General features: G+C 41.2%; 27 protein-coding genes and 1 tRNA gene. 17 read left to right on the top strand and 11 right to left on the bottom strand.

Features of this window, described 5'->3' with window-relative positions:
* Positions 1–366 precede the first annotated feature (366 nt).
* Positions 367–1179 carry an enoyl-ACP reductase FabI gene (locus tag ACQ2HE_RS18810; RefSeq protein ID WP_430900707.1) on the top strand — a complete coding sequence of 271 codons (813 nt, stop codon included), beginning with the start codon at positions 367–369 and terminating at the stop codon, positions 1177–1179.
* Between the two features lie 63 nt (positions 1180–1242).
* Positions 1243–1512, top strand: a complete 270-nt coding sequence (locus ACQ2HE_RS18805) for a SemiSWEET family sugar transporter (protein WP_430900705.1) — start codon at positions 1243–1245, stop codon at positions 1510–1512.
* On the opposite strand, the gene ACQ2HE_RS18800 is transcribed toward ACQ2HE_RS18805, so the two are convergent.
* Entirely contained in the window at positions 1509–1730 is a 222-nt protein-coding gene (locus tag ACQ2HE_RS18800; RefSeq protein ID WP_038108692.1) for a DUF2795 domain-containing protein, read from the bottom strand. The genes ACQ2HE_RS18805 and ACQ2HE_RS18800 overlap by 4 nt on opposite strands.
* A gap of 139 nt (positions 1731–1869) precedes the next feature.
* On the opposite strand from ACQ2HE_RS18800, the gene ACQ2HE_RS18795 reads away from it, so the two are divergent.
* Positions 1870–2529, top strand: a complete 660-nt coding sequence (locus ACQ2HE_RS18795; RefSeq protein ID WP_430900703.1) for an ABC transporter ATP-binding protein — start codon at positions 1870–1872, stop codon at positions 2527–2529.
* On the opposite strand, the gene ACQ2HE_RS18790 is transcribed toward ACQ2HE_RS18795, so the two are convergent.
* The 3 genes from ACQ2HE_RS18790 to gatC all read right to left on the bottom strand — a co-directional run bounded on the left by ACQ2HE_RS18790 (position 2526) and on the right by gatC (position 4267).
* On the bottom strand, positions 2526–3089 hold the full coding sequence (locus tag ACQ2HE_RS18790) for a cob(I)yrinic acid a,c-diamide adenosyltransferase (protein ID WP_430900701.1): 564 nt from the start codon (positions 3087–3089) through the stop codon (positions 2526–2528). The two genes, ACQ2HE_RS18795 and ACQ2HE_RS18790, sit on opposite strands and share 4 nt — an antisense overlap.
* Before the next feature lie 164 nt (positions 3090–3253).
* On the bottom strand, positions 3254–3961 hold the full coding sequence (locus ACQ2HE_RS18785) for an ABC transporter ATP-binding protein (protein ID WP_430900699.1): 708 nt from the start codon (positions 3959–3961) through the stop codon (positions 3254–3256).
* A 15-nt stretch (positions 3962–3976) separates the two neighbouring features.
* On the bottom strand, positions 3977–4267 hold the full coding sequence (gene gatC, locus ACQ2HE_RS18780; RefSeq protein ID WP_430900698.1) for an Asp-tRNA(Asn)/Glu-tRNA(Gln) amidotransferase subunit GatC: 291 nt from the start codon (positions 4265–4267) through the stop codon (positions 3977–3979).
* Between the two features lie 132 nt (positions 4268–4399).
* On the opposite strand from gatC, the gene trpS reads away from it, so the two are divergent.
* The 3 genes from trpS to ACQ2HE_RS18765 all read left to right on the top strand — a co-directional run bounded on the left by trpS (position 4400) and on the right by ACQ2HE_RS18765 (position 7638).
* Positions 4400–5404, top strand: coding sequence for a tryptophan--tRNA ligase (gene trpS / locus ACQ2HE_RS18775; protein WP_430900696.1), 1005 nt, complete (start codon positions 4400–4402; stop codon positions 5402–5404).
* A 96-nt stretch (positions 5405–5500) separates the two neighbouring features.
* Positions 5501–6136, top strand: a complete 636-nt coding sequence (locus ACQ2HE_RS18770; protein WP_430900694.1) for a deoxynucleoside kinase — start codon at positions 5501–5503, stop codon at positions 6134–6136.
* A gap of 2 nt (positions 6137–6138) precedes the next feature.
* Positions 6139–7638 (top strand): hypothetical protein, encoded by a 1500-nt coding sequence (locus ACQ2HE_RS18765; RefSeq protein ID WP_430900692.1) that lies wholly within the window; start codon positions 6139–6141, stop codon positions 7636–7638.
* Here the strand turns inward: ACQ2HE_RS18765 and ACQ2HE_RS18760 are convergent.
* Complete coding sequence (locus ACQ2HE_RS18760) at positions 7635–8177, bottom strand: DUF922 domain-containing protein (RefSeq protein WP_430900691.1); 543 nt, start codon at positions 8175–8177, stop codon at positions 7635–7637. The genes ACQ2HE_RS18765 and ACQ2HE_RS18760 overlap by 4 nt on opposite strands.
* A 152-nt stretch (positions 8178–8329) precedes the next feature.
* A complete protein-coding gene (gene pckA, locus ACQ2HE_RS18755) occupies positions 8330–9931 on the bottom strand; it encodes a phosphoenolpyruvate carboxykinase (ATP) (RefSeq protein WP_430900689.1) in 1602 nt (533 codons plus the stop codon).
* 251 nt (positions 9932–10182) lie between these two features.
* On the opposite strand from pckA, the gene ACQ2HE_RS18750 reads away from it, so the two are divergent.
* The 5 genes from ACQ2HE_RS18750 (at position 10183) to ACQ2HE_RS18730 (ending at position 15226) form a co-directional block, all read left to right on the top strand.
* Positions 10183–11472, top strand: a complete 1290-nt coding sequence (locus ACQ2HE_RS18750) for an aminopeptidase P N-terminal domain-containing protein (RefSeq protein ID WP_430900687.1) — start codon at positions 10183–10185, stop codon at positions 11470–11472.
* A 20-nt stretch (positions 11473–11492) separates the two neighbouring features.
* Positions 11493–12257, top strand: a complete 765-nt coding sequence (gene pssA, locus ACQ2HE_RS18745; protein ID WP_430900685.1) for a CDP-diacylglycerol--serine O-phosphatidyltransferase — start codon at positions 11493–11495, stop codon at positions 12255–12257.
* The gene (gene purS / locus ACQ2HE_RS18740; protein WP_430900683.1) at positions 12254–12502 is read left to right on the top strand and encodes a phosphoribosylformylglycinamidine synthase subunit PurS; all 249 of its coding nucleotides are present in this window, start codon (positions 12254–12256) and stop codon (positions 12500–12502) included. The genes pssA and purS overlap by 4 nt, the downstream gene beginning before the upstream one ends.
* Before the next feature lie 21 nt (positions 12503–12523).
* Positions 12524–13222 (top strand): 16S rRNA (cytidine(1402)-2'-O)-methyltransferase, encoded by a 699-nt coding sequence (gene rsmI, locus ACQ2HE_RS18735; protein WP_430900681.1) that lies wholly within the window; start codon positions 12524–12526, stop codon positions 13220–13222.
* A gap of 75 nt (positions 13223–13297) precedes the next feature.
* A complete protein-coding gene (locus tag ACQ2HE_RS18730) occupies positions 13298–15226 on the top strand; it encodes a M1 family metallopeptidase (RefSeq protein WP_430900679.1) in 1929 nt (642 codons plus the stop codon).
* Between the two features lie 209 nt (positions 15227–15435).
* On the opposite strand, the gene ACQ2HE_RS18725 is transcribed toward ACQ2HE_RS18730, so the two are convergent.
* The 3 genes from ACQ2HE_RS18725 to ACQ2HE_RS18715 all read right to left on the bottom strand — a co-directional run bounded on the left by ACQ2HE_RS18725 (position 15436) and on the right by ACQ2HE_RS18715 (position 17921).
* On the bottom strand, positions 15436–16086 hold the full coding sequence (locus tag ACQ2HE_RS18725) for a response regulator (protein ID WP_430900677.1): 651 nt from the start codon (positions 16084–16086) through the stop codon (positions 15436–15438).
* Between the two features lie 75 nt (positions 16087–16161).
* On the bottom strand, positions 16162–16818 hold the full coding sequence (gene rsmG, locus ACQ2HE_RS18720; protein ID WP_430900675.1) for a 16S rRNA (guanine(527)-N(7))-methyltransferase RsmG: 657 nt from the start codon (positions 16816–16818) through the stop codon (positions 16162–16164).
* On the bottom strand, positions 16788–17921 hold the full coding sequence (locus tag ACQ2HE_RS18715; protein ID WP_430900673.1) for a glycosyltransferase: 1134 nt from the start codon (positions 17919–17921) through the stop codon (positions 16788–16790). The genes rsmG and ACQ2HE_RS18715 overlap by 31 nt, the downstream gene beginning before the upstream one ends.
* Positions 17922–18084: 163 nt before the next feature.
* Here ACQ2HE_RS18715 and tgt point away from each other — a divergent pair, with 163 nt between their 5' ends.
* From tgt to ACQ2HE_RS18690, 5 genes are all read left to right on the top strand, one after another.
* Positions 18085–19224: a tRNA guanosine(34) transglycosylase Tgt gene (tgt, locus tag ACQ2HE_RS18710; RefSeq protein ID WP_430900671.1), complete on the top strand. Its 1140-nt coding sequence runs from the start codon at positions 18085–18087 to the stop codon at positions 19222–19224.
* A gap of 84 nt (positions 19225–19308) precedes the next feature.
* Positions 19309–20415, top strand: a complete 1107-nt coding sequence (locus ACQ2HE_RS18705; RefSeq protein WP_430900669.1) for an LptF/LptG family permease — start codon at positions 19309–19311, stop codon at positions 20413–20415.
* A 127-nt stretch (positions 20416–20542) separates the two neighbouring features.
* The gene (locus ACQ2HE_RS18700) at positions 20543–21868 is read left to right on the top strand and encodes a citrate (Si)-synthase, eukaryotic (protein ID WP_430900667.1); all 1326 of its coding nucleotides are present in this window, start codon (positions 20543–20545) and stop codon (positions 21866–21868) included.
* 176 nt (positions 21869–22044) lie between these two features.
* Positions 22045–22118, top strand: a tRNA-Ala gene (locus ACQ2HE_RS18695).
* A 181-nt stretch (positions 22119–22299) separates the two neighbouring features.
* On the top strand, positions 22300–23304 hold the full coding sequence (locus ACQ2HE_RS18690) for a LacI family DNA-binding transcriptional regulator (RefSeq protein WP_430900665.1): 1005 nt from the start codon (positions 22300–22302) through the stop codon (positions 23302–23304).
* A 9-nt stretch (positions 23305–23313) separates the two neighbouring features.
* On the opposite strand, the gene ACQ2HE_RS18685 is transcribed toward ACQ2HE_RS18690, so the two are convergent.
* Complete coding sequence (locus ACQ2HE_RS18685) at positions 23314–23889, bottom strand: pentapeptide repeat-containing protein (protein WP_430900663.1); 576 nt, start codon at positions 23887–23889, stop codon at positions 23314–23316.
* A gap of 31 nt (positions 23890–23920) precedes the next feature.
* Entirely contained in the window at positions 23921–24718 is a 798-nt protein-coding gene (locus ACQ2HE_RS18680; RefSeq protein ID WP_430900661.1) for an SUMF1/EgtB/PvdO family nonheme iron enzyme, read from the bottom strand.
* Positions 24719–24952: 234 nt separating this feature from the next.
* Between ACQ2HE_RS18680 and ACQ2HE_RS18675 the strand changes: the two genes are divergently transcribed.
* On the top strand, positions 24953–25591 hold the full coding sequence (locus ACQ2HE_RS18675) for a hypothetical protein (RefSeq protein WP_430900659.1): 639 nt from the start codon (positions 24953–24955) through the stop codon (positions 25589–25591).
* Positions 25592–25806: the final 215 nt, after the last annotated feature.

Here is a 25806-nt window from a genome sequence, read left to right as displayed (position 1 = left end):
CAAGTTCTGGGTTTTGAGTTCTGTGTGCGAGGTGTTGGGCCTTAGGCCTTAGGCTTTGGTGAAAGTTGTGAATTTTTGAGTTTTTTGCAACTTCGCTGCTACCTTCGTTGCGCACCTTTGCGTTCTTTTTTACGTTGCGGTAAAGTAGACTGATTGAAGAATTTTGGTGACTGAAATGAATTAGAAAGCTAATTTTCTTTGACTACAGATAGCAGATTAAAACAGATTCGCACAAATTAGACCTTACTATACAATTAAACTGACTGCCGGCTGTTTCATTATTAATTATTAATTCTTAATTATTAATTATCCATTGTTTTCTCTCTTTTCAATACTTTTGACCCGCAAATACCAAAAAGCACAATTATGGCTAACAACATTTTGAAAGGTAAAAAGGGCATCATTTTCGGTGCATTGGATGAAAAATCAATTGCATGGCGTACTGCCATCAAATGCCACGAAGAAGGCGCTCAATTAGTACTGAGCAATGCTCCAGTTGCGCTTCGCATGGGCGAGATCAATAAATTGGCGGAGGCTGTGAATGCTCCGGTAATTGGAGCCGATGTAACCAATATGGACGACCTCAAAAACTTATTCGAGCAATCCATGGCTCATTTTGGTGGAAAGATCGATTTCGTGCTCCATTCTATTGGAATGGGTATCAACGTAAGAAAAGGCAAACACTATACTGAAATGAACTATGAGTGGAATTCGAAAACACTCGATATTTCTGCAATGAGCTTACACCGCGTACTCCGCACAGCATGGGATTTAGATGCTTTGAATGAATGGGGTAGTGTAGTGGCGCTTACCTATATTGCAGCACAACGTGTGTTCCCCGATTACAATGAAATGGCAGATGCAAAGGCCTTGTTGGAGAGCGTAACACGCAGCTTTGGTTATCACTACGGTGCTAAAAGAAAAGTACGCGTGAACACCGTTTCACAATCGCCTACCAAAACAACAGCAGGTAGCGGTGTAAAAGGCTTTGATGGATTCATCAGCTACGCAGAAAAAATGAGCCCACTCGGAAATGCAGATGCAGACCAATGTGCTGACTATTGCGTTACCTTGTTCAGCGACTATACCCGCATGGTAACCATGCAGAACCTCTTCCACGATGGAGGATTCAGCTTTACCGGCGTAACTCCGGCGGTTATTGAACAAATGGAAAAATAATTCAAATAAAAAAAAGATGCTGACTGAAAAGTCGGCATCTTTTGTATTGTAAACTACTGATTTATGGAGTGGATCGAAGCAGTTGGCTATTTTGGAGCCGTATTAAGCAGCACTACGTTTGTTCCTCAAGTTTACCAAGCTTGGAAAACCAAGTCGGTGGGTGATTTGTCCATCTGGATGATCATTATACTTTTGGGCAACGTTTCTACGTGGCTCTTCTACGGAATCTATTTGGGACTTCGTCCCATGATTGTTGCTAACTCTATTATCCTAGCCTTGGCATTGTGCATGCTTTGGTTTAAGATCAGCTTTAGCAAGGCCCCAAAGCCCTAGTATTCATCTTCGTTGAAGAAGAAATCGTCCTGACTCGGATAGTCAGGCCAGATATCATCGATACCTTCATAAATTTCGCCCTCGTCTTCCAATTCTTGAAGGTTTTCAATTACTTCAATAGGAGCGCCACTACGAATACAGTAGTCAATCAACTCGTCCTTGGTAGCAGGCCAAGGCGCATCTTCCAAATAAGAGGCTAATTCTAGTGTCCAGAACATCCTTTTTAATTTTTCGCAAAAGTAACTTTCCTTACGAAACTACCAAATCAAACTTATGAAGATTGGTGGAACAATTTTGTAAAACACCTCCCGTTTATCGGAAATGGGCGTATCTTCAAGGCGCTCATGGGTTTATATTATGTTAGAAGCTAGAAACATACAAAAGTATTACGACCAGTTTCAGGTACTAAAAGGGGTCGATTTAACCATCGAAAAAGGAGAAATTGTTAGCATTGTCGGACCCTCAGGCTCCGGAAAAAGCACCCTTTTACACATTTTAGGGACGCTCGACAAGCCCCATTCCGGCACCATCACCATCAATGGCACTCCAATAAATTTCAAAAATGACCGCCAGTTAGCCGCTTTTCGAAACAAGCAAATTGGATTTGTGTTCCAATTCCACCATTTGCTACCCGAATTTTCGGCGATCGAAAACATCTGCATTCCGGGTTGGCTAGCCCAAGGAAAGAAAAAGGCAGTGGAACTTAGAGCCTTGGAATTACTTGATTTGTTGGGATTGAAAGATCGCGCTCAAAACAAACCACAACAACTTTCCGGCGGTGAGCAACAAAGGGTAGCGGTGGCAAGAGCACTTATTAATAACCCAGCTATTATTTTCGCTGATGAGCCTTCAGGCAACCTCGACACCAACAATGCTCAAGAACTGCACAAATTATTCTTTACCCTCAGGGCAAACTTGAATCAAACCTTCTTAATTGTAACCCATAATGAGGAGTTAGCCGGGCAAAGCGATCGCCGACTGCACATGAAAGATGGATTGATTGTAGCCGGAAATTAGCTGATGCGAGGGCGCCAAGGAATGTCAGCCACACCCAATAGCAATCCAAAATAACGCGCCAACGTGAAGAGATAATCGCTTAAACGATTCAAATAGATGATCACCAGTGGCTCTACGTATTCCCCGCTTTCATGCAAGGCAACACACAAACGTTCCACCCTTCTGCACACGCAACGGGCAATTTGAGTATAAGAAATGGTGGTATGACCACCCGGTAATATAAACGATTTCATTTCCGGCAATTCCTGCGTCATTAGGTCAATCGCTTTTTCCAATTGCACCACATCCTCTTCTTTCAAATCAGGAATTTTCATTTTGGGCTCTTTTTCGGGATCGCAAGCCAAGGAAGATCCGATAGTAAACAGTCGATCTTGAATTATACGTAGTAAAGCTCCAATTGCTTCATTTCCACAAACATCTCGCACCAACCCAATATAGCAATTCAATTCGTCGATGGTTCCATACGATTCAATACGGATATGACTCTTCGGCACTTTCGTTCCTCCAATCAATGAAGTCTTACCCTGATCCCCTGTTTTTGTATATATTTTGAATGCCATAATGCTAATAGGATGAACTCAAAAAACAAAGGTAGTCTTCGAAAAGTTCAATTAAAGATAGATTATTCGATTTGGGGAAAGATGGTGGGGAATCTTGTCTAAACAAAAAATCCCGCTTGCGCGAGATTTCGAGTATCAAAAAATGGATTTGACAAATCTTTAAATTAGCTGTGAGCTGCTGCTGTAGGCTCTCTTCTCTTATCGGTTTCAATAACGCCATCTCTCAATCGCACGATGCGGTGTGCATGGTTGGCAATATCTTCTTCGTGGGTAACCAATACAACCGTATTCCCGCCTGCATGAATTTTTCCGAAGATGTCCATGATTTCATAAGAGGTTTTGGTATCCAGATTTCCGGTAGGTTCGTCGGCCAAAATCAAAGACGGATCATTGACCAATGCTCGAGCAATGGCTACACGTTGACACTGACCACCGCTCATTTCATTTGGGCGGTGATGTGAACGATCGGTCAAATTCACTTTTGCGAGCACTTCCATCGCTTTTTCAATCCTCATTTTCTTGTTCATCCCGGCATAAACCAGCGGCAATGCCACGTTTTCAGCCGCAGTTAAACGAGGAAGGAGGTTAAACTGCTGGAACACGAAGCCGATTTCTTTGTTTCTTACTTCTGCCAAGGAATCATCGGCCATTTTACTCACATCTTGACCATTCAAAATGTATTGGCCTGACGAGGGAGAGTCGAGGCATCCCAGAATATTCATCAAGGTACTTTTACCGGAACCTGAAGGTCCCATTAATGCCACGTATTCGTTTTTTAGGATATCCAAACTCACTCCTTTCAAAACTTGGAGCTCGTGTTTACCCATGATGTAACTTTTGCGAATACTTTCCAGATGAATAATACTGTTCATATGACTTGGTTAAGGTTATTTTTTAATCACTTTCGGCACTCTGAAATAGGTTCCATCTGTTTCGGGCGCATTTTGCAAGGCCTCTTCACGGCTTGCCGAGCCCCTTACTTCGTCGTCTCGAAGCCTATTCATCGCCTCGCTCATGTGAAGCAATGGAGCTACTCCGGTAGTGTCGAGTTCCTTTAGTTTGTCGACAAAACCGATCATTTGTTGCAGATCTTTCTTAATTAATTCTTTTTCTTGCTCATTGAACTCTAAACGAGCCAAATTCGCCAGATTATTTACAAGACTGTCCGTAACTTCCATAGCTCAAATATAGGCATTGTTTAATGTTTTGGGGGCGAAGTTTATGACAGGGAATTTTGACTGATAAAAGGACGGAAGAACCGGATAAAGACGCTATCTTCGCCGCCCTTGAACAACGAAAAAGTACTGATTATGGATGGGAAAAGAGAAATCGTAATGAGTGGGATAAGACCCACCGGTTTTTTGCACCTGGGTAACTATTTTGGTGCCGTTAAGAACTACGTTCGAATGCAAGAGCAATTTGATTGCTTCTTCATGGTAGCCGATTGGCATTCCCTCACAACTCACCCCGATACAGAAGCATTAAAAGGCCATGTAAAGCGTGTATTGGCTGAAAACATTGCCTGTGGTCTAGATCCCAATAAAGTGGCGCTATACTGCCAAAGTCATGTACATGAAACCGCTGAATTGTACCTCTATCTCAACATGTTGGCTTACAAAGGGGAATTGGAGAAAACAGTGACGTTTAAAGACAAAGCAAAACAACAACCCGACAACGTAAATGCAGGCTTGCTTACTTATCCGGTATTACAAGCTGCCGATATCATTTTGCACCGAGCCAAGTACGTTCCTGTGGGCAAAGACCAAGAACAACATTTGGAAATGGCCCGCAATTTTGTGAATCGTTTTAACCACCGCTATGGTGACGTATTTCCGGAGCCTTTTGCGTTCAATTTTGGAGAAGAACTGGTAAAAGTACCCAGTCTCGACGGAGCCGGTAAAATGAGTAAAAGCGAAAATCAACTCGCCACCCTTTATTTGGCAGACGACGATGATTTGATTCGCAAAAAAGTGATGAAGGCGAAAACGGATGCCGGTCCAACAGAACCCAATAGTGCCAAGCCCGATTACATCGAAAACATCTTCCTTTTGATGAAGCTAGTATGTGCCGAAGAGGTAGTAGCAAAATTCGATGCCGATTTCAATGCTTGTACCATTCGTTATGGTGATTTGAAAAAGCAATTAGCAGAAGATATGATCAAATTCATTGCTCCAATTCGTGCAAAAGCTGCTGAAATTCAACAGGATGAAGCTTATTTGAAACAAGTAATGGAGCAAGGCGCAGAAAAGGCAAGAACAAGCGCTAAAGCTACCATGGACTTGGTTCGATCTGCTATCGGCCTCAAATATTACTAGTTATACCAAAAATTACTTGTTGATTGATAGGAATTCAATACTTTTAAAGGCTTCCTATTTATTGTTGAACTTTAAATGCGGAAACGCAAGAGTGGCATGGCGAAGACTAAAAAACCAAAACATATTGCGATTGCCGGAAACATCGGTGCCGGTAAAACAACATTGACTGAATTATTGAGCAAGCACTATCGCTGGATTCCTCAATTCGAAGATGTGGATCACAATCCCTATCTCTTCGATTTTTACGAGGACATGCCCCGTTGGAGTTTCAATCTTCAAATCTACTTCCTCAACAGTCGGTTGAATCAATTGCTCGATATCCATCGCGGTACTGAAACAGTTGTACAAGACCGTACTATTTACGAGGATGCGCACATCTTCGCTCCAAACCTTCATGAAATGGGTCTGATGAGCAAACGCGATTTTGATAACTATTTCCGTTTCTTTGAAACCCTTCGTTCCATGGTTCAACCTCCCGATCTCTTGATTTATTTGAGAGCTTCGGTTCCAACCTTGGTGGCACAAATTCAAAAGCGTGGGAGAGAATACGAGGAAAACATTCGTCTTGACTATTTGAAGCGCTTGAACGACTATTATAATAAATGGATCGATGCCTACAAAGAAGGTCCTTTATTGGTTATTGATGTTGACAAAAACAATTTCCCTGAAAATGAAGAGCACTTAGGAGATATCATCAATAAAATTGATTCTCAGCTCTACGGACTCTTTTAAATATGGCTGGAACAATTACGCATAGAGTGCAGCAATTCTTCTCACAACCCTGGCATTTTATCGGTTTCATTGTTTTCTATATCATTCACAACTGGCTACTAAACTTCGATTTGGTAGCCAGTTCTTCTTTAATAGCCATCTTCGCTTTGCTTCTCAGTTTTGGATTGATTTTCTATACGCTGTTTAAAAGATTGCTGAGAGACAAAGGGAAAGCTGCCTTAATGACTACCCTTACTGAATTTACACTACTTTATTTCGGCACCCTCCAAGATTCATTTACCAATTCGGCATCCATTGCGTTCATGGGTGAAATGCAGGTCCTGTTGCCTGGACTGCTTATGATACTAGTTGTGCTGTATTTTCTGCTAAAGAAACGTGTTGGCAATATCAAAGAATCCGTGCATCAATATTTGAATGCAGCATTGTGCTTGTTTTTGGTGTTTGAGTTGATGGCTTTTGGGCTAGGTTTCGACAAAGCGCGTTTAACTGATATTACACCCGATGATTTAACGTTTTCAGTACACGGATGTGATACTTGTAAAAAGCCACCCATTTTTATCATTGTAATGGATGAATACACAGGCGCCGACGGGCAACAAAACTATTTTAATACTAGTAGCCAAGATTTTGAGAATGAATTAAAGCGTCGAAATTTTCGCGTGGTGCCTCATTCTAGAAGCAATTACATTTTTACCGTGTTCTCCATGGCCAGTTTCTTTAATATGCAATACCTGACCGATTTTGGCGAGCACAACGCGGAAAATACTTTTAGCTATCAACGAAGTCTTAGATCTATTAGAAAAAATTTATTTGTTGAATACTTACTAACGCAGGGGTATACCATCAATAACTTTTCAGCATTCGATCTTCCATCAAAAGCCGCCAGTTACCGCAATTCTTTTTTGCCCAAGGATTGGGTGCTTTTGTTGAATGAAACCTTGTACTACCGGTTCATGATGGTACTGCCCAACTTCTTGGTACGAAAAGTGGGCAACGCAACGGTACAAGGTTGGCTCAACAAAAGAGCAAGCAGTGATAATGAAAATTTATTGGGAATCCCCCTTCCAGCTAGTATTTCAGATACTTCTAAACAGTTTTATTATTTGCATTTGATGATGCCGCATGCTCCTTATTTGTTAAATGAAAATGGGCAGTACAATGCATTTGAAATCACTGATGAACGATCTCCTCAAAAAGACAGTATGTATATTCACTATTTGAAATACACCAATAAACGAATACTGGATTTGGTCGATCGGATACAACAAATAACAAATGGGAAAGGAGTAATAGTGCTGATGAGCGATCATGGATTCAGAGAGATGCACCAGCCGAGAAAGTATACTGAATTAAGTTATGCTAATTTTTTCAGTGTCTATTCCCCCAACAATGATTATCGAGGTTTTACAGATTCACTAACGGTGGTAAATGAATTGAGAGTAGTGCTGAATAATCAATTTCACGAACAAATTCCGCTATTAAAAGATAGTATGGTGCATTAATTACCGGATACGATTTCTTGATAATTCGCATAGGCCAAACTTCCGGTAAGCATGTCTGCAATTTTTAACAGCCAAATTTCTTGTTGGTCTTTATTGCGAGAGTGATCGGTTTGCTTATCGTAGAGTTGTTGCATGGCATGATGCTCTTTCATGATGGTTTCGTAAATTTTATTAACATCTGCCTTTACAGTTTTTGGATTGTAATCGTAGGCGCTCAATGCTTTTTTCAATTTACGAGCATGAATTTCAGCAATATCGAAATGCGCTTGTTCGTGCGCAAGTACGTAGTCGTTTTTGATTTTTACCCAGCTTTGCTTTTTATCGAATCTACAAGTAATGGAATATGAAAAACCATTAGAACCATAGCCGTATTCAAAGCTAATATGAGTGCTGGTTAAAGCTGCGTTACCTGAGTTGGCAACCGGTTTGCCCATGAAGTCTTTCCACGACAATTTCTGGTTTGGCCTCCAATCAATAAACTGATTCGAAACAAACGAACTCAAACCCAAAATCAAACAAACCCCTAAAAAAAACCTCATAGTAAGCCGATGTTTTTACAAAAATGAGCATTTAAAATGAAAATATTTGCAAAAAAAGTCCCGAAGCCTTTTTTAGCCTCGGGACACATGACAAGCAACCTAATGTATACACTAAAAACAAGCTTCCTAATTAAAGGAAGAAGCAAGAAACATTACAATTTTGGGCCGGCGTTCAGGATGGCTTCAGAAACACCGGAAGCAAACTTTTCAAAATTCACAACAAATCGCTTTGCGAGTGCTTTTGCAGCTTCATCATAAGCGTCGCCATTGTTCCAGGTAGCTCTAGGATTCAGCAATGACGCCGGCACATCGGGGCATGACTGAGGAATGGCAAAACCAAATACAGCGTCGTTTTCATACGGAACGCCTTCTAATTTTCCTTCCAATGCGGCGGTGATCATCGCTCTGGTGTAACTCAGTTTCATTCGATTTCCGGTACCAAAGGCACCTCCGGTCCAGCCGGTATTGATCAACCAAACCTTTGCTTTGTGTTGATTCAATTTTTCTCCCAATAAGGCTGCGTACTTTCCCGGATGCAGGGGTAGGAAAGGGGCCCCAAAACAAGCACTGAAGGTGGCTGTAGGTTCCGTAACGCCTGCTTCCGTTCCGGCTACTTTTGCTGTGTAACCGGAAATGAATTGGTACATGGCCTGTTCCGGATTGAGGCGTGAAATTGGAGGCAACACACCGTACGCATCACAGGTTAGAAAGAAAATATGTTCCGGATGTCCTCCCTCAGAAGGATGCACCGCATTGCTGATAAACTCAAGTGGATAGGAAACGCGGGTATTTTCTGTGATCGATTTATTGCTGAAATCGATGGAATGAGACCCTTTGTAGCACACTACGTTTTCTACTAAGGCCCCTTCTCTGATAGCTTGAAAAATTTCCGGCTCTTTTTCCTCGTTAAGGTCAATGCATTTTGCATAGCAACCACCTTCGAAATTGAAGACACCGTCTTTTGACCAGCCATGTTCATCGTCGCCAATCAAGAAGCGATTAGGATCTGCACTTAGGGTTGTTTTACCTGTACCGCTTAAACCAAAGAACAAAGCTGTATCACCCTTCTTGCCAATATTGGCAGAGCAGTGCATGCTCAAAACTTGGTGTTCAAGGGGTAAAATGAAATTCAAAATCGTAAAGATTCCCTTCTTCGTTTCACCGGTATAACCTGTTCCTGCAATCAACACCGTTTTGTGTTCAAAACTGATGATGGCTGCATTTGACTGACGGGTTCCGTGGATCTTAGGATCCAATTTCAAGTCGGGGGCAGAAAGAATGGTCCAATCGGGATAGAAAAGTTCCAGTTGGTCCTCGTTTGGACGAATAAACATGTTGTGTGCAAAATGAGCGATCCAAGGTTTTTCCGTAATTACACGGATGTTCATACGGAAATGCTCGTCTGCACAAGCCATCCCATCTTGCACCCATACTTCTTCTTTTTGGTTCAGATGGTTTAAGATGGTTTCTTTTACTTTTAAGAAGAACTGGGGTTCAATGGCAATATTAAAATCGTTCCAATTCACATGACAAGAGGTGAACCGGTCTTTTACAATGAATTTGTCTTTTGGGGAACGGCCTGTGAATGTTCCGGTTTTAATCATCAATGCCCCGGTATCGTTTAATGAACCTTCTCCAATTCGCAAGGTATCTTGAACCAGTTCTGCGATCGATGATTGATAGCGTACATTGGGATGGAGCAAACCTGTTTGTTCCAGTTGTTGTTTTGGTAGGGTTAATAGTGCGACAGACATAACAAGCTAATTAGTGAGGCGACAAAGGTAGATTTAAAGAATTTCTAATGCAAATGCCTAAATAGCCCCAAAAACGTCGTTTAATCCATTGTATTATACGAATTATTGAAAAATATCTAAACTAACAACCGTTAGGGGTGTTCTTGTTCAATGATCTACTGAAATTTTCAAAGGAAAAAAATATTTTAGAAAGCCGGGAACGGGTATAAGTAATTGAATCTTATTACTTTTACCCTTTACAACCCCAGTTTATGAAGTATTTACCGCTTGATCCGACTATTTTCACTTCGAATAGAAAACGCTTTGTAGCCGCCATGGAGAAAAACTCCATTGCCATTTTCAACAGTAACGACGAATTGCCTACCAATGGAGATGCGCTATACAAGTTCAAACAAAACAGCGACTTATTTTGGCTAACGGGAATAAATCAGGAAGATACCATGTTGGTGTTGTTTCCCGGTAACCCCGACCCCAAATTCAGAGAAGTGTTGGTTTTGGTACGTCCCAATGAGCTCAAAGAAAAATGGGATGGCAAGAGACTGAGAGTAGAAGAAGCCAGAGCTATTTCTGGCATTCAAACTATTGTATGGTTGGATAGCATTGATGCACCCCTTCAAACCTGGATTCACTTAGCAGAAAATATTTATCTGAACTCCAACGAAAACGACCGAAAAGCAAACTATGTAGCGGTTCGCGACAATCGTTATATCGCTTTCATGAAAGAGCGTTTTCCACTTCACAATTATAAGCGTAGTGCGCGCATTATGAAGGAACTGCGTGCCATTAAATCGCCTCAGGAAATAGCAGTGGTTCAAAAAGCGATCGACATTACGCAAGTAACGTTTGAACGTTTGATGAAATTCATCAAACCGGGTGTTTTTGAATATGAGATTGAGGCAGAAATTTATCATTCTTTCTTAATGCAGAGGGCTACCGGTCCGGCTTACGGAAGTATCATTGCCAGTGGTGATCGAGCACGCATTCTTCACTATGTTTCCAATAATCAAGAGTGCAAGGATGGTGAATTGATACTAATGGATTTTGGGGCAGAGTATGGCGGGTACTGCGCCGATTTAACCAGAACGATTCCGGTAAATGGCAAGTTTACCAAACGTCAGAAAGAAGTATACGACGCCTGTTTGCATTTACACGATTATGCAAAAAGTATTCTAAAGCCCGGCATTTCAATTGTTGCGTATACTGATAAAGTAGGAGAAGAAGCTACCAAGCAGTTCTTAAAAATTGGACTGATCTCAAAAGGCGATGTGAAGAATGAAGACAAAGAAAACAGAGCCTACCGTAAATACTTATACCATGGTATTTCACATCATTTAGGTGTGGACGTACACGATCTGGGAACCAGAACCGAACCGATCAAACCCGGCATGCTATTTACAATTGAACCGGGAATTTATATTGAAGAAGAGCAAATGGGCGTGCGCATAGAAAACAATGTTTGGATCACCAAAACGGGCAACAAAGACCTGTTCGCTAAAATCCCCATTACAACTGCTCAGATTGAAGCTTACATGAAAAAATAACCTAGACCTATAAACGCCAAATGAAACAAATACCTAATCTGTTTACGCTCTTGAATCTTGTTTTCGGTTGCTGTGCAATTGTTTATACGTTGCAACAAGGAATTACCATTGCTAACGATGAATCGGGGGCACAATGGGTAATTATGCCCGAAGCTATTTGGATAAGCTCTCTTTTTATTGGGCTTGCTGCAGTAGTTGATTTTCTCGACGGATTTGTAGCGCGTGCCTTAAAGGCAACCAGTGAAATGGGAAAGCAACTCGATTCTTTGGCTGATGTGGTAAGTTTTGGAGTAGCACCTGCTACCATCATCTATCAATTCTTGCGATTAAGCTATGCTCAACAAGAAGACGGTTTGGATATTGGGTTGATTTTTTTGGCGCCGGCCTTTGTTTTGGCCGCTGCCGGAGCTTATCGCTTGGCGCGATTCAATATTTCAACAGATCAATCGCATGGTTTTAAAGGAGTACCCATTCCTGCCATAGGAATACTGGTAGCATCATTCCCTCTTATTTTTTGGAATACGAATATCGAAGCTATCAACCCACTGTTCCAAAACAAATGGTTTTGGTATGTTGTGATCCTTGTACTCAGTTATTTAATGGTAAGCACACTGCCACTCTTAGCTTTGAAATTTTCTTCTTTTAGTGTGAAGGCCCTGATGCCTTTCATAATCATTGCTTTAGTAGCTGTTGTGAGTGCGTTGTTAGTAAATTGGTTAGCAGTTCCACTCGCATTCTTGGCATATATTATCGTATCTTTGGCCTTCAAAAATAAGCAAGCATGACATATACGGTTCAAGTGAAAGTAATGCCCTTAAAAGAATTGTTAGACCCTCAAGGGAAGGCAGTGATGGGTGGTTTATCAAATTTAGGTTTGGAAACCATCAAAGACGTGCGTATCGGCAAACACATTACTTTACAAGTTGATGCAGCCGACGAAGCTTCTGCAAAAGAACAAGCTGCTACCGCTGCAAAGAAATTACTCGCCAATCCGGTAATGGAGTATTTCGAAATCAGTGTTTCTGAATAACGTTTCATAAACGCAACTTTTTTGAGTACAGAATCCCCTCATACAGGCGGAACACTCTATATAGTACCAACGCCCATCGGTAATTTACAAGACATTACCCTGCGGGCGTTGGAAATACTGCGCTCGGTTGATTTGATTTTAGCTGAAGATACCCGCAATTCTGTTCGACTGCTCAACCACTTTCAAATCAACAAACCTATTACTCCCTATCACCAGCACAACGAGCATTCTGTTGTTAACCACCTTGTGAACCAATTGCAAGGAGGAAAGTCAATGGCCATGGTTTCAGATGCCGGCACGCCCGGAATTTCTGATCCTGCTTTTTTACTGGTTCGAGCTTGTATAAAAGAGGGCGTAAAAGTAGAATGCTTGCCTGGAGCTACTGCCTTTGTGCCGGCCTTGGTCAACAGCGGTCTTCCTACCAATCGTTTCTGTTTTGAAGGATTTTTGCCGGTGAAAAAAGGCCGTCAAACCATGCTCAAAAAGCTAGCCGTGGAAGAGCGTACCATTGTATTGTACGAATCACCCCACCGCCTTGTAAAAGCTTTGGAAGAATTGGTGCAGTTTTTTGGTGCCGATCGTAAAGCTGCGGTTTGCCGGGAATTATCCAAACTGCACGAAGAAAATGCTCGTGGAACCCTTCAAGAACTGCTCACATATTTCAGCTCCAAAGAAGTGAAAGGAGAGATCGTACTGGTGATTGCCGGTACAGAAGAGTAGTCCCCGCTTAACACATCTTCTTACTACAAAAGCGAGAATTGCAGTAAATTGCTGTTATTAAATGACAGTGAATTTATGAATAGGAAATTAGTACTTGCTTCGTTCTTGCTTTTGTCGAGTATCATCAGTATTGCTCAGCCCAATCGTTGGCAGCAGCGCGTGAAATACACGATGAATATTGACATGGATGTAAAAACCAACCGCTTCACAGGTAAACAATCCCTGCAATACACCAATAATTCTCCCGACACACTCAACAAAGTGTTTTATCACTTATACTTTAATGCGTTTCAGCCCAATAGTATGATGGATGCACGCAGCAGAGAATTGGGTAAGATTCGTGTAGGTAGAGGACAAGATTGGGACGGACGTGTGAGAGACCGTATCCTGAATCTCACACCCGAAGAAATTGGCTACCAAAAAATTCAAAGCTTGAAGTTGAACGGTGTAGCTCAGAACTTCCAAACCAAAGAAACCATTTTGGAAGTGAAATTGTCGAAACCCATTCTTCCCGGTCAAACGGTAACATTTGACATGGAATTTGAAGCACAAGTACCCTTGCAAATTCGCAGAAGCGGTCGCGATAACCCAAGTACCGGCGTTCGCTATTCAATGGCCCAATGGTATCCTAAAATGTGTGAGTACGATTATGAAGGTTGGCATCCAACTCCTTATGTGGCTAGAGAATTTTACGGGGTTTGGGGTGATTTCGATGTAACCATCAAGATTGATAAAAATTATGTGCTTGGAGGAACCGGCTATCTTCAAAATCCAAATACAATTGGATATGGTTACGAAGATCCGGGTGCAAAAGTCACCCGACCAGCAGGCGATAAGTTGAGTTGGAGATTTATTGCTCCTAATGTACACGACTTTATGTGGGCCGCCGATCCTGAATACAAACATTTGGTTCGCAGAATGCCTAATGGTACCACCATTCACGTGTTGTACAATTATAAAGAGAACGATCCAAGAAATGATACAGCTTGGAATGAAGTAGCAGACGCTGCTGTAACTGTTTTACCTTTTATCGAAAAAACCTTCGGTCCTTATCCATATAAGCAGTATTCGTTTATTCATGGTGGTGATGGAGGTATGGAATATCCGATGGGTACTTTATTGGTGGGCCCCGGGCTGGGAACTGTTTTTCATGAATGGATGCATACCTGGTATCAAATGCTGATGGGCACCAATGAAAGTTTGTATGCTTGGATGGATGAAGGATTTACTGATTGGGCTACCCACTTGGTAAGTGCCTACTACCGCGACAATGTAACGCGCAAAAGATTGGCATCGAATCCGGCCGGATTAAAACGCCTTGACTCTTTGGCCAATATCTTACCAAAAGAACAATACGGTTCTTATCAGTCGTATTTTGGACTTGTGAAAAGTGGACTGGAAGAGCCCTTGACCACTCATGCAGATCATTTTAATACCAATGCCGCTTACGGTTCTGCAGCTTATTCAAAAGGAGCTGTTTTCTTGGAGCAGTTGGGTTATGTTGTAGGAGCACAGGTGCGCGACAAAATACTGTTAGAGTACTACAAACAATGGCGGTTCAAACATCCCAATGTGAATGATTTTATGCGCATAGCCGAAAAGGTAAGTGACATGAAATTGGATTGGTATAAAGAATATTTTGTGAATACCACAAAAACTATTGACTACGGAATCGATAGTTTATGGGAAGAAAACGGCGCTACTAAAATTCGATTGAGAAGAATTGGTAAGATGCCCATGCCCATCGATTTAATGGTTGAATACCGCGATGGCACAAAAGAGCTTTTCTATATTCCTCAATTCGATATGTTTGGAGAGAAGCCGGTGGAAGACAGTACTGTTCCAAGATTTACCCAAGAGCCTTGGAAATGGACGCATCCGGAATATGTTTTTGAAGTGAAGAAAAAGATCAATCAGATAAAAGTAGTTGAAATTGACCCCAGCTACAGAATGGCCGACTTAGAAAGGCGAAACAATCGACTGGAAATTCCAGGAGCGAACTAAAACTTAAAAAACCCCGATACAATCGGGGTTTTCTAATTAGATAAGGTCTCGGTTAATGGGAACTCGAGGAGTTCTATGTAAAATCAGATGCTTTAAATGGGAAAAGGTTTAACCCCAATCGTATAATAATTTTACTAATGTAAAGGTATAAGTGAAAACAGGGCAGACCAATACCACTAAGTGGTAGTTTTCAATAGTGCAACATTGAATTATCGGCCGAAATACTTGTTTACGGCTTCAACGCGGTTGTTTACATGGAGCTTTTCGTATATATGATATACGTGTTTGCGAACTGTTTCCTGACTGATGAAAAGGGCTGCAGAAATTTCTTTATAGATCAATCCTTTCGCTAACAATTCCAGGATTTCTTTTTCTCTGTTGGAAAGTGTATTTAGGTAGGAACTGTTTCCTGTATTGAAGCTAGGCGTTTCAATGGGCCTTTGTTGGAAGGCTGTTACTACTTTTCTGGCGATTTGACTACTCATAGGAGCACCACCGTCTCTCAACTCATTTAGCGCATCTATCAATTTGGCAGGGGAGGTTTTCTTTAATATATATCCACTGGCACCCGCGCTCAATGCTTCAAAAATTTTCTCATCATCCTCATACACCGTACACATCATGAAAAGGATTTCCGGATATTCTGCTTTTAAATTTCTAACGCAATCAATTCCGGACTCACCTTCACCTAAATTAATATCCATCAAAACCAGCTGGGGTTTTACCAAGGGAATGCTTTGCATTGCCGATGACGCATCTGTATAACTGCCTAATAATTCATGTTCATCAGACATCAGAATGATTTGTTCCAACGCCTGTCTGATATCCTTATTATCTTCTACAATACAGATGGTAGTCATGGTACAAAGATGAAGAAATTTGGATCGACAACAATACCACAAAGTGGTAGTTTTGACACAATGGGAAACCTTAGACTAATGAGGAACCTGAATGATGAATTTTTCTTGAAAGAAGGGTTCCTTGAATAAGTGCGTAATTTCCATCACTTTAGGCTTGCAGCCGCTTTCAAATATTTCCTGAGCTAAGTCTCCGCCTTTTAAACAGATCAATCCGGATGCTTTGGGTAAATCGCCCTCTGAAGGGGTTGATTTGCGTAAAAGCGGTTTGCTCCAAGTCCAAAGATCTTTTAAAGGAGCGACAGCTCTTGAAATTACAACATCGAATTTTTGTCCGGCCAAGGCTTCAACACGACTGTGTTTGGTAGTAATGTTTTTCAAGCCAATGGCTTCGGCAACGCCTTCTACAACTTTTAGTTTCTTGCCAATGCTGTCAACCAAGTGAAAACGGGTTTGAGGAAAGAAGATCGCTAATGGAATACCTGGAAAACCGCCACCGGTGCCTAGATCCAGAACTTTCATATTTGGTTCAAAATCGAACACTGCTGCAATGCTCAAAGAATGCAACACGTGTTTTTCGTATAAGCTTTCAATGTCTTTTCTGGAGATCACATTGATCTTTTCATTCCATTCTTTGTACAGAGGGGCGAGTTGGCGCAATTGCTCCAACTGTACTTCAGAAAAATCTGAAAAATACTGCGTAATTATGTCCAGTGATTGTTCGGGCGTTTCCATAATGCTGGTGCAAAGATGCAATAATAAATAAACATCCAAAGGTCGAAGAACCACCACAGAGAAAATAAATCTTGTTCTTGGAGTTTCTTCATTGTTTTATTGAAGATAATGGCTTGTGAAATGAAGCGAAGGGCGAAAACACCAAGAGCCAATCTCCAATCAAATAAAAGAATACTTGCTACAAACAATGGGTAGAATAAAAAGAAACTAACATTGTACATACCCAAAAGGAATTTGTGCAAGCCTTTATAATACCTCGCGGTGGAGTAATGACGTGTTTTTTGGCGAAACCAGTTTCCGAAATTTTTCGCAGGCTCCGATAAAGTGAAAGCTTCCGGATCTATTACAATTCTGGTATTATTTTTTGTAGCTACTTTGTTAATGAAAAGATCGTCGTCTCCGCCCGGTAAATGATTGATGGATGAAAATCCTTTGTTATTAAAGAAAAGGGTCTTTTTGTAGCTGAGATTTCTTCCAACGCCCATATATGGCATCCCGGCCGCAGCATAAGAAAGGTACTGCAAGCCTGAATGAAAGGTTTCGAATCGAATTAACTTATTGAGCAAGCCCGGCTTTTTATTGTAGGAGCCGTAGCCCAACACCACTTCAATTCCTTCATCATAACCTTCTTGCATTAATTGCAGCCAATTTTCGGACGCAGGAACACAATCTGCATCAGTCAACAGCAATATTTCGTATTTGGCTTCTTTGATTCCAATTGACAAGGGGTATTTTTTCCCCGGAATGCCGATGGCTTCTTGCTCAAGATTTACAGCGTGCAATCCTTTGAAAGTTTTTTTGAACTCATCCAACAGATAACGTGTATCATCCTGGCTGTTGTGGTTTACAACAATTATTTCGTGTGTAGAGGGGTACTGTTGTACCAGCAAACCGGGTAGGTTCTTAGCTAAATTGCCGGCCTCGTCTCTTGCGCAAACAATCACAGAAACGGGATGTTGCTGCGATTTTTCCTTTTCATACTTTTTGAAGAAAGCGAGTTTGCTAAACAAGCCCCAATAGTAATAAAGTTGAATTAAAGTGATAAGAGAGAACGCTATAAAAATAAAAGAGGTCCAATCAGTAAAAAGAAGGGTTAAGTCCATATATCCACAGCTAGTTTAGGGGTCTGTACTTGCGTACCGAATCGCAAAAATACTAAGAATCAGGTGCTTGAACAGGACTAATCAACTCACATGCTGTGAATAAATGATGAAAACCCCTGATTCTTCCACCGAGGGGCCATTTTTGGTATCTTTGCTGCCTTTTATGGCAGCGTTACAATTTCAAAAACAGTTCAACGATCAACATTCTAAAGCCCGAGCAGGGATCATTACTACCGATCATGGTCAGATAGAGACCCCTATTTTTATGCCTGTAGGTACGGTTGGAAGTGTAAAGGGCGTTAGCCAGCAACAGTTGGAGTTGGATGTGAAAGCTCAGATCATTCTGGGGAATACCTATCATTTGTATTTAAGGCCCGGATTGCAAGTATTGGAGGCAGCCGGCGGTCTTCATAAGTTCAATGGATGGAATCGACCCATATTAACCGACAGTGGGGGCTATCAAGTTTTTTCACTAGCCGGCACGAGAAAGATAAAAGAGGAAGGGGTCACCTTTCAGAGTCATATTGATGGGTCAAAGCACCTGTTCACCCCGGAAGCAGTGATGGATATTCAGCGAGTAATTGGAGGTGATATCATCATGGCGTTCGATGAATGCCCGCCCGGAGGATCAGAATATGGGTATGCTCGAAAATCAATGGAGCTTACCCATCGTTGGTTGGATCGATGCTTCGAACGGTTCAATGCAACTGAGCCCAAGTACAATTATACCCAGAATCTTTTTCCAATAGTACAAGGTGGAACGTTTAAAGACTTACGTAAAATTTCCTGCGAAACCATCGCGTCGAAAGAGGCGACGGGTAATGCCATTGGTGGATTAAGTGTTGGTGAACCGGAGCCGGTGATGTACGAAATCTGTGATTGGTGTTGTGATCATTTGCCCCAAGAAAAACCTCGATACCTAATGGGAGTGGGAACACCCTGGAATATTTTAGAATGCATATCTATGGGTATTGATATGTTCGATTGCGTAATGCCCACTCGCAATGGCAGAAACGCCATGCTGTTTACCAGCAAAGGAGTCATCAATATCGACAATAAAAAATGGGAGTTCGACTTCAGTCCAATTGACGATGAAATTGGATGCGATATGAGTGCTTATTATACCAAATCGTACTTGAGGCATCTCTTGAAGTCAAAAGAATTATTAGGGCTTACCATTGCAAGTACACATAACCTGGCTTTCTATTTATGGTTGGTGAAGGAAGCCAGAAAGCACATTATAGCAGGTGATTTTAAAGCTTGGAAGGATGCCATGATTCCTCAGCTGAAGAATCGACTCTAGGAAATTTGACTTCAGCAATTTCACAAACTGTTCACGCATCTAAACTGGGGAAACCATCAATTTTCGGTACTTTCGCGAGGCTTTATGATAAAAAAGATCGACTGGTATATCATCAAGAAATTCATCACTACCACTTTGTTTATGGTGCTGGTGATTTCGGTTATTGCTGTAGTGATTGATACCAGTGAAAAAACGGATGATTTCGTAAAGTCGGGGCTATCCGGTTTTCAAATCATAACGCAGTATTTTATTGGATTTGTACCTTTTATCATTTCGATGATTTTTCCGCTGATGAGTTTCATTGCGGTCATTTTCTTCACTTCCAAAATGTCGGGCCGTTCAGAAATTGTTGCCATTTTAGCTTCGGGGGTCCCTTTTAATCGTTTTTTAAGACCCTTTTTTGTGGCAGCTTTTATTATGGGGGCCGTTTTTTGGGTTGCCACTCAATTTTGGATTCCGATTGCCAATGGAATTCGAGGTGATTTTCAGGCCAAGTACATTGATAGCAAGAGCTCTTATGAAATGAGCCAAAATGCTAAACTCTCAAGTAATTACTATTTAAGGATCGATAATAATACCTATGCAGGTTTAAGAAGTTATGATACAACTTCTAAGGCTGCTAATCAAGGGTTCTTCATGCAGCGGATTGAGGGTAATAAAGTGGTATACAGCGTAAGAGCCGATTATTTGCGATGGGACACTGCCACCAAGGGTTGGCGATTGGAAAATGCAGTGATTCGTACGATCAATGGATCCAAAGAAACCATTCGCCAAGAGTCGATCATGCAAGTTTCATTGAACGGGATAAAGCCTTCAGAAATAAGACCTGACAAGTATTTAAAAGACCGGATGACAACGCCCCAACTTCGGCATTTTATCCAGTCGGAGGAGCGCAGGGGCTCCGAAGGCTTGAATACCTATAAAGTTGAAATGTATAAAAGGGATGCAACCCCCTTTTCGCTGTTTATTTTAACCATAATAGGTGCGGTATTAGCATCGCGCAAAACAAGAGGTGGCAGTGGGCTGCACCTAGCCATCGGTATTATAATTGCCGCCCTCTATGTTGTAATGGATAAGTTCTCCGTTACTTTCTCAACCAAAGGAAATTTCCCGCCATTATTAGCTGCTTGGACACCTAACATCGTATTCAGCTTTGTAGCCTTGTACGTTTACCAGAAATCACCTAAATAGGAATAAATGGCTTGATTTTGAACCGATCGCGTGTTATTTTGTTTTATAAACGGGTGATTTTGTTTAACTTTAGCACCTCCAAAAGTCGAGAATTCAATTTTCCTTCATATAAACACTTGTCATTTTTATGGGCATTATTAAAGAGCGCTTCAAAGCTAAGTCGGATCTGGCAAATGCAGAGATTAAGCAGTTGTTGAAAGATCATGGAAACAAAGTAATTGGTGAAGTTACCCTTTCTCAGATTTATCAAGGAATGAGAGGCATTACCGGATTGGTGACGGAGACTTCTTTGCTCGACGCTCAGGAAGGTATTCGTTTCAGAGGCTATTCAATTCCCGAACTTCAAGCGAAACTCCCCAAAGCAGAGGGTGGCCAAGAACCACTACCTGAAGGATTGTTTTACCTCATGTTGATTGGTGAATTGCCAACTTCTGAAGATGTGAATCATGTTACCAGTGTTTTGCAACGCAGAAGCCACGTTCCAAGCCATGTTTTTGCAGCGATTGACGCGTTACCTGCTTATGCTCACCCGATGACCATGTTTGTTACAGGGGTAATGGCGCTTCAAACAGAGGGTTCTTTCTCGAAAGAGTACGCCAAAGGAATGAACAAGAAGGACTATTGGATTTCAACTTTTGACGATAGCTTAGATTTGATTGCACGTTTGCCACGTATTGCGGCTTATGTGTACAGAAGAAAATATAAAAACAACGAGCACATTCAACCCAATGGTTTGTTAGATTGGGCCGGAAATTTTGCTCACATGCTCGGTTATTCCGATCATGGATTTATGGAGTTGATGCGCTTGTACATGACTATTCACGCCGATCACGAAGGTGGTAACGTGAGTGCACACACTACACACTTGGTTGGCTCTGCTTTGAGTGATCCTTATTTGGCGTATGCTGCCGGTATGAACGGATTAGCGGGTCCATTGCATGGATTGGCAAACCAAGAGGTAATTAAGTGGATTTTTGAAATGCAGGAGGAATTGAAAACCGAGCTACCTACTAAAGAACAAATTGCAGAATATGTGAAACAGACCCTGTCGAGCGGTAAAGTAGTTCCCGGATATGGTCATGCGGTGTTGCGTAAAACCGATCCCCGATTCACAGCTCAAATGGAATTTGGTAAGAAGCACATGCCGGATGATAATTTGGTTCAAACCGTTTGGAATATTTACGAAACCGTGCCTCCAATTTTGCAATCGCTCGGTAAGATCAAAAATCCTTGGCCGAATGTAGATGCGCACAGCGGCGCTTTACTGGTTCACTATGGCATGGTGGAATATGAATACTATACTGTTTTGTTTGCAGTGAGTCGTGCGTTGGGTGTATTGGCCAGCTTGTGTTGGGATAGAGCGTTGGGATTTGCCTTGGAGCGTCCGAAGTCTGTAACAACAGATTTAGTGAAGCAGTGGTTAGATGGAAAAGACAATATTTGGGGAGAATAGGTTCCTCTAATAATTATATCAAAACCCCGATTTTTTCGGGGTTTTTTTGTTCATTCATTTGGGCAATGGTATATTTGCACCCCCTAGGGGAATTAGCTCAGTTGGCTAGAGCGTCCCGTTTCGTTTGAAACGATACGGGAAGGTCACCGGTTCGATTGCAGCAACAAATATTATAGGGGGAATTAGCTCAGTTGGCTAGAGCGCTTGCATGGCATGCAAGAGGTCACCGGTTCGACCCCGGTATTCTCCACTTCGAAAGATCATCAGCAATGATGGTCTTTTTTTATTTTAGGAATTAGCTCAGTTGGCTAGAGCGTCCCGAATCGTGTCTTTTTCTATCGTTCCTGTATTCTTATACTAGTACTTCTGATTAACTTTAATAACAAGCGTTTGTATTAAAAAAGGCTTACATTTAATAACTATTGCACCACATGAAAAAGCCTTCCATAAAAGACATCGCTTCCAAAGCGGGGGTGTCGCCGTCTACTGTATCCTCGGTACTGAACGGGAAGGCCAAGCATATGCGTATCAGTGATGTGGTAGCAGCAAGAGTTAAAAAAATCGCTCTCGAAGAAGGATATCAGCCCAATACTATTGCGGTGAGTTTACGCACCGGTCGTTCCAAAATTATAGGTCTCATTGTTGAAGATATTGCCAATCCATTCTTTTCTGCGTTGGCTCGAACCATTGAAGATGAAGCGCTCAAATTAGGATATCGAATTGTTTATTGCAGTACCGAAAATGACCTCGAAAGAGGCAATGACTTGTTGTATGTGTTGGGACAAACCCATGTTGATGGCTATATCATTACGCCGGTTCCGGGTATGGAGCTTAAACTCAAAGAGTTGAAAGATCAAGGGCGCCCCATGGTTTTTATGGATCGATTCATAGCCTCTTTGGAAGTACCTTGTGTGCTGATCAACAACTATGACGGTGTAAAGCAAGGCATGGACTATCTCTTAAAAAGGGGATACAATTGCATTGGTTATGTAAGCACCAATTCGAGTCAAGTTCAAATGAAAGCTCGAATGTCTGCATATATCGATAAAGTTAATACAGATCTACAAAAGGCTCCCTTACTACTTGAAATTGATTTTTTAATGGATCGGACGAAAATAAAAGCGGCCGTTAAAGAATTTGTCATTGATAATAATTTAGACGCTGTGTTCTTTGCAACAAACTATTTGGGGGTGGTTGGATTGGAAATAATAAATGAGTTGGGATGGAAAATCCCCGACCAAATAGGAATTGTTTGCTTTGATGACACTGACTTATTCAAGCTATATCCTCCCGGTATTACAGCCGTACGACAACCGGTTCAGGAAATTGCAGAACACTCGGTAAAGATGCTTATCGATCAAATTCAAGGAAAACTAGCTTCTAGTGAAAGCCAATTGTTGTTAAAGGGCGAGCTAATGGTTCGCGGTTCTGCCTAAAATTCTTTTCTATTTCTTTATAATAAGATCGTATTTGGTAAGTAAACCTGCTATATTCTGATCAGAGAAGACCGTTTTCTTTAATGTGTTTTTGTCCGGGTCTAAACTGAGATGGAAGGCCGTTTCGAAATTGGTCTTTGTTAAATTGGTTCGTTCAAAAATGCTTCTTTGCAAATCACAATTTTCGAATAGGGCTTCCGTTAAATCAGCCTCTGTAAAATCACATTCTTTGAGCTCCGACTTGGAAAAACAGATTTTTTTCAGATTCATTTTCCAGAAACTGCAATAATGGAGTTTCGAATCTGAAAAATTAGCATCGAATAGAAACTTATTGCAGTAATAGAAATCGAGGGTTCTAAATTGGCAGTTTTGAAAGGTGACTCCGTTGAAATTGGTATTGTTCAAGTTGGTTTGATCGAAGCTACATTCAATGAAACTACAGTCAACAAAGTTAATATTGCTTAAACTCGAGTTACCAAACAGACCATTCTTAAATATACAATTATCATAGGTCGCTTCTGCGAGGGGGGTAGCAACCGCATCCAATCCCAAAAACTCAAGGTCTTCTTTATAGATTCCGCTCATAACATAAAGCTACATGATTTTTTTGTGATCATTATTGGATCAGTTCTAACGCAATTCTAAAGCCTATATCAGCTTGAGGAGACTTATATATTTTTTCCGGTTTTACTTGTACGAGGTAGGCTGGATCTTTGAAACCTCCTCCCTTTGCCACACCTTTTTCTTGGGTCATCTCTGCAACATTTCCACTCATATTATACAAACCAAAACTATTAGGGTAATAGGCATTTACAGGCGCAGTTGCTTTCTTTACACCTTCAGTTTCTGGGATATCTATTTCAGTATATTTTCTGGTTACTGAATCATAAATAAAATTGGTGTGTTTGAAATTGCAGAGGTAATCTTTTCTGTTGTTTTGGATAAAGCCGGTACCCCATGGATAGGTGCGAGTTCTGTCGCCTCCCGTGGCTGCATTCATCCATTCTTCAATATTAAGCAAACGACAACGAAATTGTTGATTGGCAGAACTTGCATTTATTTTTTCCTCATACCATTTACAATAGGCCATTGCTGATTCGTACGATACGCCTACAACCGGATAATTCGAGTAGGCAGAATGACGGAGGTAGTGGTTTACAAACGCTTTGAAGTCAGGATCTATTTTTAGCCAACTTGAAGTATCGGGCAGTCGAAGCTCGTATTCTGCAGCATCACCCTTTTGTTTCAAATCTTGCAAATACTCCAAGTAATCTTTATTGGTTACTTCAAACTTTGAAACATAGAGTGTTTCCGAAACTTTGGCGAAGTTCTTTTTGAGAATCCCCTTTAAAGGGCTTGTTGTAAAGCTAACGATAAAAGATACGATGAAAGCTAAATACACTAGAGGCTTCATTTGCGTAAGTATTTCTTATTAGTTACTAGTCGAATTCAAAAATATAACGATTCTGTTGATTTGTTAGTATGAAATTGTTTGCTACCGTTTATTTCAGCACTAATTCATAGTTTTTTCTCATTTGTATATTGAAGTTTTGGTCATGGATAGCTTCCTAAGGATTTTCAACTTGCACCCATGGAATTCCCGACACAGCATTACTGAAGGTAGGGGTTAATCTAAAATCAGTTAGTTATGAAAATCCAATTTGCCTTTTTGGCCGCTATAACTGTTATTATTAGCGCATGCACCAAAGAAAAAGAATTTGTACCCAATTCATCAGAAACCGCCGAAGTGAATGCGGTACTTCCCTCCATTCAAACAGATACTGTTTTTCTAAACTTATTAGCCGATCATTTAAAGTTTCATGAAAATATCAAACAGCCTGATAGCATCATTTCAGTTTGGAGTGATAACAGATTATCCGAGCCAGAAGCAAAATCTTATCCTTCTTATTTCGGGTACTCTTCTATGCCATTACTCGATCGCTATTTTCTCAATATGGGGCAACGTATCAAATACCTCAATTCGAAATACGGGCTTAGTAAAATGAGTAAAGAAGAGCAAAAAGCACTGTTCTACAACGGGTTTAAAAAATTGTATTCGGGGAATATTGTACAATGGGGACTTGCCACCTGTGAAGAAGACAAATTGGTATGCTTGGCTACAGCGGCTGGAGAAGCTATTGCCATGCATCTAGGATGTGCGGCGCTCGATACTACTGTATTTGTTGGAATTGCCTGCCATGCATCGGCAGTCATATTCCAAATTGTTGCCAGTAGAAGTTGTATTAAGAATTATAAAAATTGCAAAGAAACCATCCCCGAACAATAAAAGTAATTCCAATGCTCTACTGGATGAACATGGCTTCAATTCTATTAATGTTGTTTGTTGTGCTCTCACTCTTGTTAACTGAGTTTATTCACCAAGAGTTCCAACTCAAATTGTTTTGGGTAGTACTTTTTCTGGTTGCAGAAATTCGTATTTGCATGGAATTATTCAAAGGGAGGAACCGACGCTTTAACGGCTGGTGGTTTTGGGGCTTTGTT

Origin of the sequence: Endoryza foliicola, assembly GCF_050589245.1 — a bacterium.
Taxonomy (GTDB): Bacteria; Bacteroidota; Bacteroidia; order Chitinophagales; family Chitinophagaceae; genus Endoryza; species Endoryza foliicola.
The sequence above is the reverse complement of the archived record's forward strand: the minus strand, read 5'-3'. Positions and strand labels throughout refer to the sequence as shown.